Source organism: Streptomyces sp. NPDC001508 (assembly GCF_040298665.1).
Lineage (GTDB): Bacteria > Actinomycetota > Actinomycetes > Streptomycetales > Streptomycetaceae > Streptomyces.
Genome location: NZ_JBEPAP010000005.1, coordinates 128,112 through 142,403, shown reverse-complemented (window position 1 = coordinate 142,403; position 14,292 = coordinate 128,112). Strand labels below are relative to the sequence as shown.

The window sequence follows — 14,292 nt, the reverse complement described above, 5'->3', positions numbered from 1 at the left end:
GCCCGCCGACCAGACACACACCGTCGCCAATCGGACGCACACGGACGGCCCGGTGGGTCATGCCCCGGGCGTACACACGCCTGGCACCCGGGGGCGCGTGAACGCCTCCGGGGTGCCGGGACCGGTCCGACACATGTTGTCCCCGAGGGCCCGGGAGCCCGCCGGATGCGCGACGCCTCCGAGAGGCCCGGGGCCGGGCCGGGTCCAGGCGCCCCGCGCGAGCGGCCGCCCCGCGCGAGAAGCCGCCCCACGCGGGAAGCCGCCCCACGCGGGAAGCCGCCCAGACCCTGGAGGACGGCCGCTTCTCGCTGGCGCAACTGTCCGCCCGACGCGAGGACCGCCCGCTGCCGGCCCGCCGCCCGCCCTGCTTCTTCGACCCACGCCACGGGACCTCGGTCACCGACGCCACCTGGACCCCGCCCGGCGGCACCGCGCGCGAGGTCCCGGTCTGCGCGCGCCCCGCGCGAGAAGCCGCCCCGCGCGGGAAGCCGTGGGCTCGTGATCAATACAGCTAGCGGGCGTTGAAGTACTTGGCTTCTGGGTGGTGGATGACGATGGCGTCCGTGGACTGTTCGGGGTGGAGCTGGAACTCCTCCGAGAGGCGGACGCCGATGCGCTCAGGGCGGAGGAGTTCGGCGATCTTGGTCCGGTCCTCCAGGTCGGGACAGGCGCCGTAGCCGAGGGAGAAGCGGGCGCCCCGGTACTTCAGGGCGAACATGTCCTCCATGTCCGCCGGGTCCTCACCGGCGAAGCCCAGTTCGGAGCGGACCCTGGCGTGCCAGTACTCGGCCAGCGCCTCCGCCAACTGCACGGACAGACCGTGCAGTTCGAGGTACTCCCGGTAGGAGTCGGACGCGAAGAGCCGCGCCGTCTCCTCGCCGATCCGCGAGCCGACGGTGACGACCTGGAGGCCGACCACATCGGTCTCGCCCGACTCCTCCGGGCGGAAGAAGTCGGCCAGACACAGCCGGCGGCCGCGGCGCTGGCGCGGGAAGGTGAACCGGGTGCGCTCGTTGCCCCGGTCGTCCAGGATGATCAGGTCGTCGTCCTTGGACACGCAGGGGAAGTACCCGTAGACGACGGCGGCTTCGAGGAGGTTGTCCCTCTGGAGCCGGTCCAGCAGCCCGCGCAGCCGCGGCCTGCCCTCGGTCTCGACGAGTTCCTCGTAGCTGGGCCCGTCGCCGGTGCGGGCCTGCTTCAGCCCCCACTGCCCCTTGAACAGCGCGCCCTCGTCAAGCCAGCTCGCGTACTCCTTGAGCTGGATGCCCTTGATGACGCGGGTGTCCCAGAACGGCGGCGTGGGCACGGGGTTGTCGGTGGCGACGTCCGAGCGTACGTGGCCCTCCTCCGGCCGTTCCTCGGTCTCGACGGCCGCCACCGGGCGCACCCGGCGCTGCCTCAGCTCCGGCAGCTTCGCCCCGGGCAGGCCCCGCTTCACCCCGATGAGCGCGTCCATCAGGCGCAGGCCCTCGAACGCGTCGCGGGCGTAGCGGACCTCGCCCTCGTACAGCCCGTGCAGGTCCTGTTCGACGTAGGCACGGGTCAGGGCCGCGCCGCCGAGGATCACCGGGTAGGTCGCCGCGAGGCCCCGCTGGTTCAGTTCCTCCAGGTTCTCCTTCATGATCACCGTGGATTTGACCAGCAGTCCGGACATGCCGATGACGTCCGCGCGGTGCTCCTCGGCCGCCTCAAGGATGGCCGAGACCGGCTGTTTGATGCCGAGGTTGACGACGTTGTAGCCGTTGTTGGACAGGATGATGTCGACGAGGTTCTTGCCGATGTCGTGCACGTCGCCGCGCACGGTGGCGAGCACGATCGTGCCCTTGCCCACCTCTCCCTGGCCGTCGGTCACCTTCTCCATGTGCGGTTCGAGGTGGGCCACCGCCGTCTTCATCACCTCGGCGGACTGCAGGACGAACGGCAGCTGCATCTGGCCGGAGCCGAACAGCTCGCCGACCACCTTCATGCCGTCGAGGAGGGTGTCGTTGACGATGTCGAGGGCCTTGCGGGTCCGCAGGGCCTCGTCGAGATCGGCCTCCAGGCCGTTGCGTTCGCCGTCGATGATGCGCCGCTTCAGGCGCTCCTCCAGCGGCAGGGCGGCCAGTTCCTCGGCCCTGCCCGCCTTCAGCGACTTCGCGGTGGCGCCCTCGAAGAGCGCCATCAGCTTCTGCAGCGGGTCGTAGCCCTCCTCGCGGCGGTCGTGGATGAGGTCGAGGGCGGTGCGCACCTGCTCCTCGTCGAAGCGGGCGATCGGCAGGATCTTGGAGGCGTGCACGATGGCCGAGTCCAGGCCGGCCTTCACGCACTCGTCGAGGAAGACCGAGTTGAGCAGGATGCGGGCGGCCGGGTTGAGCCCGAAGGAGATGTTCGACAGGCCCAGCGTGGTCTGCACGGCGGGGTGACGGCGCTTGAGTTCGCGGATCGCCTCGATGGTGGCGATGCCGTCCTTGCGGGACTCCTCCTGGCCGGTGCAGATGGTGAAGGTCAGGGTGTCGATGAGGATGTCGTCCTCGCGGATGCCCCAGTTCCCGGTCAGGTCGTCGATCAGCCGTTCGGCGATCTCGACCTTCTTCTCGGGCGTGCGGGCCTGGCCCTCCTCGTCGATGGTCAGGGCGATCAGCGCGGCGCCGTGTTCCCGGGCGAGCTGGGTGACCTTCGCGAACCGGGATTCCGGGCCGTCGCCGTCCTCGTAGTTCACCGAGTTGATGACCGCGCGGCCGCCCAGCTTCTCCAGGCCGGCCCGGATGACGTCCACCTCGGTGGAGTCGAGCACGATCGGCAGGGTGGACGCGGTGGCGAAGCGGCCGGCGAGTTCGTCCATGTCGGCGACGCCGTCGCGGCCGACGTAGTCCACGCACAGGTCGAGCATGTGCGCGCCCTCGCGGATCTGTTCGCGTGCGATCTCGACGCAGTCGTCCCAGCGGCCCTCCAGCATGGCCTCGCGGAACTTCTTCGAGCCGTTGGCGTTCGTCCGCTCCCCGATCGCCAGGTAGGAGGTGTCCTGGCGGAACGGCACCGACTGGTACAGGGAGGCGGCGCCCGGCTCGGGTCGCGGGCTGCGCTCGGGCGGGGTGACGCCCTGGACGCGCTCGACGACCTGGCGCAGATGCTCGGGGGTGGTGCCGCAGCAGCCGCCGACCAGCGAGAGGCCGTATTCGCGGACGAAGGTTTCCTGGGCGTCGGCCAGCTCCGGCGCGGTCAGCGGGTAGTCGGCGCCGTCCTTGCCGAGGACCGGCAGGCCCGCGTTGGGCATGCAGGACAGCGGGATACGGGCGTTGCGGGCGAGGTAGCGCAGGTGCTCGCTCATCTCGGCCGGGCCGGTGGCGCAGTTCAGGCCGATCATGTCGATGCCGAGCGGTTCCAGCGCGGTCAGGGCCGCGCCGATCTCGGAGCCGAGCAGCATGGTGCCGGTGGTCTCGACGGTGACGGACACGATGACCGGCAGGTCCAGGCCGAGGGCGGCAAGGCCCCGGCGGGCGCCGAGGACGGCGGCCTTGGTCTGCAGCAGGTCCTGGGTGGTCTCCACCATCAGGGCGTCGGCACCGCCCGCGACCAGGCCCTCGGCGTTGCGCTGGTAGGCGTCGCGCAGGGTGGTGTAGGCGGCGTGGCCGAGTGTGGGCAGTTTGGTGCCGGGGCCGATGGAGCCGAGGACCCAGCGCTGTCGGCCGTCGCCCGCGGTGAATCCGTCGGCGACCTCGCGGGCCACGCGGGCGCCGGCCTCGGACAGCTCGTACACGCGGTCGGCGATGTCGTACTCGGCCATCGCCGCGTGGTTGGCCCCGAAGGTGTTGGTCTCGACGCAGTCCACGCCCACGGCGAAGTAGGCCTCGTGGACCGAGCGGACGATGTCGGGGCGGGTCACATTGAGGATCTCGTTGCAGCCCTCAAGGTTCTCGAAGTCGTCGAGTGTGGGCTCCTGGGCCTGGAGCATGGTGCCCATCGCTCCGTCGGCGACCACCACACGGGTGGCGAGCGCTTCGCAGAGCGCGGACACACGGGTCCGGCTGTCGGCGGAAGGGGTCGGTGGCGACGAGGCCATGTAAGGGCTCCCTGGAGTGCGACGGCTGTCGGCTATGCGGTCGCTCCGGACGGGCCCGGAGCAGGCGCACGGCGCCAGGGTAACCGGGAGTGGGCTTGGATGGGCAGGGCGTCCACGGGACGGACGGGTGGGACGGATGGGTCACGCCGGCGTCGGCGGGGGCGTCACGCAGGGCGTCCGACCCGTTAGCGGGACATCGACATGGACCGGTAGTGTTCGACATTGCCGAACGGCGGCGGCGGTTGCCGTCGGGGTCGCACAGCCGAAGGGACGGAGGGCGGTACGGCGATGACACGGAACATCCAGTCGCTCGAACGGGCGGCCGCGATGCTGCGGCTGCTCGCGGGCGGCGAGCGACGGCTCGGTCTGTCGGACATCGCCTCCTCGCTGGGCCTCGCGAAGGGCACCGCCCACGGCATCCTGCGCACCCTCCAGCAGGAGGGGTTCGTGGAGCAGGACGAGCCTTCGGGGCGGTACCAGCTCGGCGCGGAGTTGCTGCGCCTCGGCACCACCTACCTGGATGTGCACGAACTGCGGGCGCGGGCCCTGGTATGGACGGACGACCTGGCCCGCTCCAGCGGCGAGAGCGCCTACCTGGGCGTCCTGCACCAGCACGGCGTGCTGATCGTGCACCACGTCTTCCGGCCGGACGACAGCCGGCAGGTCCTGGAGATCGGGGCCATGCAGCCGCTGCACTCCACGGCGATGGGCAAGGTGCTGTCGGCGTACGACCCGGTGGCGCACAGCGAGGCGCTGGAGGCCGACCGCACGGCGTTCACCGATCGCACCGTGTGCGACCCGGAGGGCTTCGAACAGGTCCTGGACATCACGCGCGCGCGGGGGTACGCGGCCGATGTGGAGGAGACCTGGCAGGGCGTGGCCTCGGTGGCCGCGCCCATCCACGACCGGCGGCGGATGCCGGTGGGCGCGGTGGGTGTCACCGGCGCGGTGGAGCGGCTGTGCCGGGACGGCGCGCTGCGCCCCGAGCTGATCGCGGCCGTGCGGGACTGCGCCCGCGCGGTGTCGCGCGATCTGGGCGCCGGGCGGTTCTGAGCCCCGTTTCCTTCGACTGATCGCTTCGGCCGATCGCTTCTTTCGACCGATCGTTTCGTTCTACCGATCGTTTCGTTCTACCGATCGTTTCGTTCTACCGATCGCTTGGACCGAGGCCGGTTCGCCTGTCGGCGTGCCGGCCTTCGCCGTTTTCCGGAACCGATCACCCGTAGCGATCAACGGCGATCAACAACGATCGGAGTTTCGCAACGAAACACTTGACTCCTGCGTAACACCGGAGCAAGACTCCCGTCCAACGGTCGGCATTGTCGAACACTTACCGGCAATACGCGCTAGAGTGTGACAACGCCAAGGGCCGGCATCGCTCTCACCCCGAGGGCATCAGAACCCCCGGAGTGACCCGGGGTTCGGCTTCCCTGGACGAAGGACAAAGGAGTCGCGGGTGTCCAGCTCCGACATCTTCATCGGCGAGACCATCGGTACCGCCATACTCATCCTGCTCGGCGGCGGCGTCTGCGCCGCCGTCACGCTGAAGGCTTCCAAGGCCCGCAACGCCGGCTGGCTCGCCATCGCCTTCGGGTGGGGTTTCGCGGTGCTCACGGCGGTCTACATCTCGGCGCCCATGTCCGGCGCCCACCTCAACCCGGCCGTGACGCTCGCGCTCGCGATCAAGGACGACGACTTCGGCAACCTGCCCGTCTACTGGGGCGGCCAGCTGCTCGGCGCCATGATCGGCGCCACACTGGTCTGGGTGGCGTACTACGGCCAGTTCCACGCGCACCTCACCGACCGGGAGATCGTCGGCGGTCCGGGCGCCCAGGACACGACGCCCGCGCGGGTCAAGGCCGTCGAGGCCGAGGAGCCCGCCGCCGGTCCGGTCCTCGGTGTCTTCTCCACCGGTCCGGAGATCCGGCACGCGGTGCAGAACCTCGCCACGGAGATCATCGGCACGCTGGTGCTGGTCCTCGCCATCCTCACGCAGGGCCTGAACGACCAGGGCAACGGCCTCGGCACCCTGGGCGCCCTGATCACCGCCCTGGTGGTCGTCTCCATCGGCCTGTCCCTCGGCGGCCCGACCGGGTACGCGATCAACCCGGCACGTGACCTCGGCCCGCGCATCGTGCACGCCCTGCTGCCCCTGCCCGACAAGGGCGGCTCCGACTGGAGCTACGCCTGGATCCCGGTGGTCGGTCCACTGATCGGCGGTGCCGTCGCTGCGGGCATCTACAACGTCGCATTTGCTTAGAAGCACCCCGCTTCCCCGAGCCGCACAGCAGGCGCCGCCTCGCAGGCCAAGCCCTCACCCCACGGAACCTCCAGGAGCACACAGTGACCGACGCCCACACGGCAGGGCCCTTCATCGCCGCGATCGACCAGGGCACGACCTCCAGCCGCTGCATCGTCTTCGACCGGGACGGCCGCATCGTCTCCGTCGACCAGAAGGAGCACGAGCAGATCTTCCCGAAGCCGGGCTGGGTCGAGCACGACGCGAACGAGATCTGGACCAACGTCCAGGAGGTCGTCGCCAAGGCCGTCGAGAAGGCCGGCATCACCCGCGACGACATCAAGGCCATCGGCATCACCAACCAGCGCGAGACCACCGTGCTGTGGGACAGGAAGACCGGCCGGCCCGTCCACAACGCCATCGTCTGGCAGGACACCCGCACCGACGCCCTGTGCAAGGAACTCGGGCGCAACGTCGGCCAGGACCGCTTCCGCCGCGAGACCGGTCTCCCGCTGGCCTCCTACTTCGCCGGCCCCAAGGCCCGCTGGCTGCTCGACCACGTCGACGGGCTGCGCGAGCGAGCCGAAGCCGGCGACATCCTCTTCGGCACCATGGACTCCTGGGTCATCTGGAACCTGACCGGCGGTGTGGGCGGCGGCCGCCACGTCACGGACGTCACCAACGCCTCCCGCACCCTGCTGATGAACCTGCACACCATGCAGTGGGACGCCAAGATCTGCGAGTCCATCGGTGTCCCGCAGCAGATCCTCCCCGAGATCCGTTCGTCCGCCGAGGTCTACGGCGAGGTCACCGGCGGCAAGCTCGGTGAACTGCTCGGCGGCATCCCGGTGGCCTCCGCGCTCGGCGACCAGCAGGCGGCCCTGTTCGGCCAGACCTGTTTCGCCGAGGGCGAGACCAAGTCGACGTACGGCACCGGCACCTTCATGGTGATGAACACCGGTGACAAGATCATCAACTCGTACGCCGGCCTGCTGACCACGGTCGGCTACAAGATCGGCGACCAGCCGACGGTCTTCGCCCTGGAGGGCTCGATCGCCGTCACCGGCGCGCTGGTGCAGTGGATGCGCGACCAGATGGGCCTGATCTCCACCGCCGCCGAGATCGAGACGCTCGCGCTGTCGGTCGAGGACAACGGCGGCGCCTACTTCGTGCCGGCGTTCTCCGGTCTGTTCGCCCCGCACTGGCGCTCCGACGCCCGCGGTGTGATCGCCGGCCTGACCCGGTACGTCACCAAGGCGCACCTGGCCCGCGCCGTCCTGGAGGCCACCGCCTGGCAGACGCGGGAGATCGCGGACGCCATGACCAAGGACTCCGGCGTGGAACTGGCCACCCTGAAGGTCGACGGCGGCATGACCGCCAACAACCTGCTCATGCAGACCCTCGCCGACGTCCTGGACGCCCCGGTGGTGCGCCCGATGGTCGCCGAGACGACCTGCCTGGGCGCCGCCTACGCCGCCGGTCTCGCCGTCGGCTTCTGGAACAACACCGACGACCTGCGCGCCAACTGGCGCCGGGCCGCCGAGTGGACGCCCCGCATGGACGCGGAGACCCGCGACCGTGAATACAAGAACTGGCTCAAGGCCGTCGAGCGGACCATGGGCTGGATCGAGCACGAGGAGTAAGCACCCGACATGACCAGTCAGCCCACCCTGCAGTCCGTGCCCGCTCTGGGAACGCGCCCGGCCCACGGCGCCAACCCGAGCCGCGCCGAGACCCGGGAACAGCTCACCAGGGCGTCGTACGACCTTCTTGTGATCGGCGGCGGCATCCTCGGCATCTCCACCGCCTGGCACGCCGCGCAGTCCGGTCTCAGGGTGGCTCTGGTCGACGCCGGCGACTTCGCCGGTGCCACCTCGTCCGCCTCCTCCAAGCTGCTGCACGGCGGACTGCGCTATCTGCAGACCGGCGCGGTGAAGCTGGTCGCGGAGAACCACTTCGAGCGCCGCGCGGTCTCCCGCCAGGTGGCCCCCCATCTGGCGAATCCGCTCACCTTCTACCTCCCCGTGTACAAGGGCGGGCCGCACGGCGCGGCGAAGCTCGGGGCGGGCGTCTTCGCGTACTCGGCGCTGTCCGCGTTCGGGGACGGCGTCGGCCATCTGCTCTCCCCGGCGAAGGCCGCGCAGGACGTGCCCGAACTGCGCACCGAGAACCTGAGGGCCGTGGCCGTGTACGGCGACGACCAGATGAACGACGCGCGCATGGCGCTGATGACGGTCCGCGCGGCCGTCGAGGCGGGCGCCGTCGTCCTCAACCACGCCGAGGTGACCGGGCTGCGCTTCACGAGGGGCCGGGTCACCGGCGCCGAGCTGACGGACCGGCTGTCCGGCGACGAGTTCGGCGTGAACGCCCGGCTGGTGCTCAACGCGACCGGCCCGTGGGTGGACCGGCTGCGCGCGCTGGAGGACCCGAACGCCGCGCCGTCGATCCGCCTGTCGAAGGGCGCGCACCTGGTGCTCAGGCGCACCGCCCCCTGGAAGGCGGCGCTCGCCACCCCGATCGACAAGTACCGCATCACCTTCGCCCTCCCCTGGGAGGACATGCTGCTGCTCGGCACGACCGACGAGGCGTACGAGGGTGACCCGGCGGACGTCGCGGTCACCGACAAGGACATCGCCCAGATACTCGACGAGGCCGCGTTCTCCGTGCGCGACCAGCAGCTCGACCGCGATCTGATCACCTATGCCTTCGCCGGTCTGCGGGTGCTGCCGGGCGGCCCCGGCGACACCGCGAAGGCCAAGCGGGAGACCGTGGTGACCGAGGGCAGGGGCGGCATGCTGTCCGTCGCGGGCGGCAAGTGGACGACCTTCCGGCACATCGGCCGTACGGTCATGAAGAAGCTGGAGTCGCTGCCCGGCCATCCGCTGGGCGACGACTTCGCACCGGTCTCCGCGCTGCCGAGGAAGCTGCCGCTGCCCGGCGTGGCCAATCCCCGTGCGGTGGCCCACCGGCTCCTCGTGGACCGGCCGGCGCCCGGCCCGCACATGGCCGCCGACACGGCGCGGCACCTGGCCACCCACTACGGTTCGCTGGCCTTCGACATCGCCCGGCTGGCCAACGAGGACCCTCGGCTGGCCGAGCGGGTCCACCCGGAGGCGCCCGAGATCTGGGCCCAGGTGGCGTGGGCCCGGGACCACGAGTGGGCCGAGACGCCGGACGACGTGCTGCGACGCCGGACGACGCTGACGATCCGCGGGCTCGCCACGGAAGAGGTACGCGCCGAGGTCGCCGACGTACTGGCCGAGAAGCGCTCGTAGGCGGGTCTTCCGGTACAGCATGGGGGCGGTCCCGCTTCGGTGGGGCCGCCCGGATTGATCGTCTCCGCTGCGCTGCGGCCCGGCGACCGGCTACCCAAGTAAGTTCGGCGGGGGCGCCGTGGGGGTGCAGGGCGTCTTGATGGTGCGGGTTCGTCGGGGTGTTCGCGCAGTTCTCCGCGCCCCTCAGGTCTCAGGTGGTGCAGGCCGTCTTGATGGTGCGGGTTCGTCGGGGTGTTCGCGCAGTTCCCCGCGCCCCTCAGGTCATCGGTTGTCGGGGGTGTTTCGCGGGGGTGGGTGGGGCAGTGATCCGTTCACTCGGCCGTGCAAGGGGGCTGCGGGCGTCCCCGGCGGACGCCGTAAGGTTGGGACGTACGCGAGGGCACGTCGGAAGGAGGCGCTGGGTGATCGAGCTGGAGGGAGTTCCCGAGCTGATCGACCCAGTCATGGTGGCCGCGTTCGAGGGCTGGAACGATGCCGGCGACGCCGCCTCCACCGCGGTCGCACATCTTGAGCGGGAGTGGAAGGGCGAGGTGTTCGCGGCGCTGGACGCCGAGGACTACTACGACTTCCAGGTGAACCGCCCCACGGTGTTCATGGACGGCGGCGTACGCAAGATCACCTGGCCGACGACCAGATTGTCGGTGGTCCGGGTCGGCGGTGACAAGCCGCGGGACCTGGTGCTGATCCGCGGCATCGAACCGTCCATGCGATGGCGGTCGTTCTGCAACGAGCTGCTGGGCTTCGCGCACGAGCTGGGCGTGGAACTGGTGGTCATCCTGGGGGCGCTGCTCGGCGACACCCCGCACACGCGTCCGGTCCCGGTCAGCGGGGTCACGTCCGACCCGGACCTGGCCGAGCGCATGGACCTGGAGGAGACCAAGTACGAGGGCCCCACGGGCATCGTCGGTGTGCTGCAGGAGGCGTGCACACACGCGGGCGTGCCGGCCGTCAGCCTGTGGGCCGCGGTGCCGCACTATGTGTCGCAGCCGCCCAACCCCAAGGCGACGCTGGCCCTGCTGAACCGCCTGGAGGACCTGCTCGACCTGCGTATTCCCCTGGGCGAGCTGGCGGAGGACGCGCGCGCCTGGCAGGTGGGCGTGGACCAGCTGGCGGCCGAGGACAGCGAGGTCGCCGAGTACGTCCAGACGTTGGAGGAGGCGCGGGACACCGCCGAGCTGCCGGAGGCGTCGGGCGAGGCGATCGCCCGGGAGTTCGAGCGGTATCTGCGGCGCCGGGACGGCAGCCCGCCCGGCGGGCACGCCACGGCGGACGGCGGCGACGGCCCCTCCCCGTACCGGCGGGACAATCCGCCCGGCCGGACCCGGCCGCCGAAGCCGCCGAAGCCCGGCGGTTCCGGTACGTCGGACAACGACGACGAGGACACCTCGGAGGACTGAGCGGGGGACCGGCAGTTGGCCGGTCCAACGGTCGACTGACGCGTCCCGCCCCCATCACAGCGGCCGCGCGGTGCACGGTGCGCGCCCATGACCGCCGGCGGGTCCAAGGCCCCCGACACCGCCGACTGCCCCCGCCCACGGTCCCCGCCCGACAAGCCACCGGCCCCACCCGGGACACGTTCCCCGGCCCGCTCCTGGCCGCACCCGCCCAGCTCCTCCAGCCACGCCCGGCCCACGCCGACGTGCTCGCCCGGCCTGGCCAAGCCACCCGGCCACAACCGGCCTGGTCCCACGGTCGACGTACTACCAGACCCACGCCCGGCCTCCCCCGGCACGCGGCCGACGTGCTGACCGGCCAGAGCCGATGTGGTCGCCGGCCCACGGCCCGTTGGGGTGCCGGGCCGTGGGCGGTGGGGTCAGAGGGCGACGCCCAGCAGGGCGTCCGCCGCGCGGGAGACGATGCCCGGGGCGCCCGGGTCCGTACCGCCGTGGGCCTGCTGCTCGGCGGCCCATCGGTCGACGGCGGCCAGCGCGGCCGGGGCGTCGAGGTCGTGCGCCAGGGCCTCGCGGATCTCCTCGACGAGCGCCTCGGCGGGCGGCCCGTCGGGCCGGGAGACCGCGGCGCGCCAGCGGCCGAGCCGGGCCACCGCGTCCGCCAGTACCCCGTCGGTCCACTCCCAGTCGGACCGGTAGTGGTGGGCGAGGAGGGCGAGCCGGATGGCGGCGGGGTCGACGCCGTCGCGGCGCAGCCGGGAGACGAAGACGAGGTTGCCCTTGGACTTCGACATCTTCTCGCCGTCCAGGGCGACCATGCCGGCGTGGACGTACGCCTTGGCCATGGGGAACTCGCCGGTCAGCACCTGGGCGTGCGAGGCGCCCATCTCGTGGTGCGGGAAGGCGAGGTCGGAGCCGCCGCCCTGGACGTCGAAGCCCATGCCGAGGTGGTCCAGGGCGATGGCGACGCACTCGATGTGCCAGCCGGGGCGGCCGGGGCCCAGCGAGCCGCCGTCCCAGCGGGGTTCGCCGTCGCGGGCGGCCAGCCACAGCATCGGGTCGACCGGGTTCTTCTTGCCCGGGCGGTCCGGGTCGCCGCCGCGCTCGGCGGACAGCAGCCGCATGGCGGCGGCGTCGAGGTGCGAGACGCCGCCGAAGTGCGGGTCGGACTCCACGGAGAAGTAGATGTCGCCTTCGAGTTCGTAGGCCGCGCCCAGGTCCCGCAGCCGCTCGATGAGCGGCACGATGCCCGGTATGGCCTCGACGGCGCCGATGTAGTGCTCGGGGGGCAGGATCCGCAGCGCGGTCATGTCCTCGCGGAACAGGGTGGTCTCCTGCTCGGCGAGGGCGACCCAGTCGACGCCGTCGCGCTGGGCGCGTTCCAGCAGTGGGTCGTCCACGTCGGTGACGTTCTGGACGTACTGCACCTGGCGCTTTGTGTCCAGCCACACGCGCTGGACGAGGTCGAACGCGTTGTAGGTCGCCGCGTGACCCATGTGGGTCGCGTCGTACGGCGTGATGCCGCAGACGTAGATACGGGCGACGGGACCGGGGACGAGAGTGACCAGGCCGCCGGTCGCGGTGTCGTGGATCCTCAGGTCCCGGCCTTGACCGGGCAGGGCGGGGACTTCGGAAGCGGGCCAGGCATGCATGTACATGAGACTAACCGGCCGCGAGTTCGCCCTACGAACCGGACCAGGCCGGATGACCGGAAAGGCGATCTTGCGGACGGGCCGCCGATGTGCTGCACCGCCCGCCGGACGCCCCGCAGGAAGGGCCGTACCGCGCCGTCGGCCGGCTGCGGCGGCTCACGGCCGTCCGCGCGGTTTTCCCGCCCCCCTTCGGGGCCCTGCCGCACCTCAGCGGACTTCACTCGATCCGCTCAGACGGGCGGCCAGGGAATGGCGGGCCATTCCCCGCTCGGCTCCGGATGGGTCCCGGCCGTCAGCAGCGCCTCGACACGCGCGCGCGTGGCCGTCAGCTCCTCCGCCGTGATCAGCCCGGCCAGCCGGCCGGCCAGCGCGCCGCCGTCGCCCAGGGTGTCGCGCAGGTCCTTGAGGACGTCGACCGCCTCGGGGGTGAGCGGTTCGCCCGCCCAGCCCCACAGCAGCGTGCGCAGCTTGTTCTCGGCGTTGAAGGTGACCCCGTGGTCGATGCCGTACAGCCGTCCGTCGGCGGTCGGCAGCAGATGGCCGCCCTTGCGGTCGGCGTTGTTGATCACCGCGTCGAGGACGGCGAGCCGGCGCAGCCGCTCGTCGTCGGCGTGCACGAGCAGCGCCGTGCGGCCCTCGCCGACGTCGGCCAGGCCGATCGCCTTCCAGCCCGGTCCGGGTTCCTCGCCGTCGACCAGGGCGAGCAGTTCGGCGTCGGGGGCCGCCTCGATCCACAGCTGGCACATGCCCTCGCCGTAGGGTCCCTCCCGCAGCACCGTGGGCGGCACCAGGCCCCAGCCGGTGGCCTCGGAGACCTCGTACGCGGCCACCTCACGCTCGGCGAGGGTGCCGTCGGGGAAGTCCCACAGGGGGCGCTCCCCGGCGACCGGCTTGTAGACGCAGGACGCCTCCTGCCCGTCGTGGACGACCGTGCAGAACAGTGCGGCGTTGGACGCGTCGCGGATGCGGCCGCGTACCTTCAGCTCGCCCCCGGCCAGCAGCTCGGCGGGGGTGGTGGCGGGCGTCACGCTCCGCGGCGGTATCCGTTCTGGCGCGGACATACGTGTCCTTCCGGATCGAGCGGCAGGCTGCACAGCGGGCACGGCGGCCTTCCGGCGTTGACGACGTCGAGGGCGCGCTTGGCGAAGGCCCTGGCCTGCGCGCCGGTGAGCCGGACCCGGAGCATCGGGGGGCCGTTCTCCTCGTCCTGGAGCAGCCGTTCCTCGGCCTCGGCGAGGTCCTCGTCGGAGTCGGCGTCCAGTTCCACCAGCGCCTGGGCCTCGACGATCATGCGCTGTTCGTCGCCGTCCCAGGCCAGGGCCATGGTGCCGACGCGGAACTCCTCCTCGATGGGGGTGTCGAGCGGGGCGCTGTCCGAGACCTCGTTCGGGGCGACCGCGGGCACCGGCGCGCTGCCGCCGCTACGGCGTACCACCTCGTCGAGCAGTTCGTCCATGCGCTCCGCGAGCGCGGCGACCTGGGTCTTCTCCAGGGCCACGCTGGTCACCCGGGGGCCGGCGGAAGCCTGGAGGAAGAACGTACGGCGCCCGGGCAGCCCGACCGTGCCGGCCACGAAGCGGTCCGGGGGGTCGTAGAGGAACACCTGACGGGACACGTCCTGTCTCCATTGAAATCGAGAATGCGTGAAGGTCCATGCGTGAACGCGATGATGTCAACCGCTTCACCCTACTGCGGC

9 protein-coding genes are annotated in these 14,292 nt (G+C 71.5%); 5 read left to right on the top strand and 4 right to left on the bottom strand.

The features are described from left to right. Positions 1 to 511: 511 nt before the first annotated feature. On the bottom strand, positions 512 to 4,039 hold the full coding sequence (gene metH / locus ABT245_RS07610) for a methionine synthase (RefSeq protein WP_351729974.1): 3,528 nt from the start codon (positions 4,037 to 4,039) through the stop codon (positions 512 to 514). Between the two features lie 288 nt (positions 4,040 to 4,327). Here metH and ABT245_RS07605 point away from each other — a divergent pair, with 288 nt between their 5' ends. The 5 genes from ABT245_RS07605 to ABT245_RS07585 all read left to right on the top strand — a co-directional run bounded on the left by ABT245_RS07605 (position 4,328) and on the right by ABT245_RS07585 (position 10,950). Next, on the top strand, positions 4,328 to 5,092 hold the full coding sequence (locus ABT245_RS07605; RefSeq protein WP_351729971.1) for an IclR family transcriptional regulator: 765 nt from the start codon (positions 4,328 to 4,330) through the stop codon (positions 5,090 to 5,092). 403 nt (positions 5,093 to 5,495) lie between these two features. Next, positions 5,496 to 6,299: an MIP/aquaporin family protein gene (locus ABT245_RS07600; protein ID WP_351729968.1), complete on the top strand. Its 804-nt coding sequence runs from the start codon at positions 5,496 to 5,498 to the stop codon at positions 6,297 to 6,299. An 83-nt stretch (positions 6,300 to 6,382) separates the two neighbouring features. Beyond that, positions 6,383 to 7,921, top strand: coding sequence for a glycerol kinase GlpK (glpK, locus tag ABT245_RS07595; RefSeq protein WP_351729965.1), 1,539 nt, complete (start codon positions 6,383 to 6,385; stop codon positions 7,919 to 7,921). Between the two features lie 9 nt (positions 7,922 to 7,930). Continuing rightward, complete coding sequence (locus tag ABT245_RS07590; RefSeq protein WP_351729962.1) at positions 7,931 to 9,553, top strand: glycerol-3-phosphate dehydrogenase/oxidase; 1,623 nt, start codon at positions 7,931 to 7,933, stop codon at positions 9,551 to 9,553. 401 nt (positions 9,554 to 9,954) lie between these two features. Continuing rightward, the gene (locus ABT245_RS07585) at positions 9,955 to 10,950 is read left to right on the top strand and encodes a PAC2 family protein (protein WP_351729959.1); all 996 of its coding nucleotides are present in this window, start codon (positions 9,955 to 9,957) and stop codon (positions 10,948 to 10,950) included. A gap of 416 nt (positions 10,951 to 11,366) precedes the next feature. Here ABT245_RS07585 and mshC read toward each other — a convergent pair whose 3' ends face one another. The 3 genes from mshC to ABT245_RS07570 all read right to left on the bottom strand — a co-directional run bounded on the left by mshC (position 11,367) and on the right by ABT245_RS07570 (position 14,211). Further along, positions 11,367 to 12,596: a cysteine--1-D-myo-inosityl 2-amino-2-deoxy-alpha-D-glucopyranoside ligase gene (gene mshC, locus ABT245_RS07580; RefSeq protein ID WP_351729956.1), complete on the bottom strand. Its 1,230-nt coding sequence runs from the start codon at positions 12,594 to 12,596 to the stop codon at positions 11,367 to 11,369. A 230-nt stretch (positions 12,597 to 12,826) separates the two neighbouring features. Then, positions 12,827 to 13,657 carry an SCO1664 family protein gene (locus ABT245_RS07575; protein WP_351729953.1) on the bottom strand — a complete coding sequence of 277 codons (831 nt, stop codon included), beginning with the start codon at positions 13,655 to 13,657 and terminating at the stop codon, positions 12,827 to 12,829. Next, on the bottom strand, positions 13,621 to 14,211 hold the full coding sequence (locus tag ABT245_RS07570) for a DUF3090 domain-containing protein (RefSeq protein ID WP_351729950.1): 591 nt from the start codon (positions 14,209 to 14,211) through the stop codon (positions 13,621 to 13,623). Before ABT245_RS07570 ends, ABT245_RS07575 begins: the two co-directional genes overlap by 37 nt. Between the last annotated feature and the right edge of the window lie 81 nt (positions 14,212 to 14,292).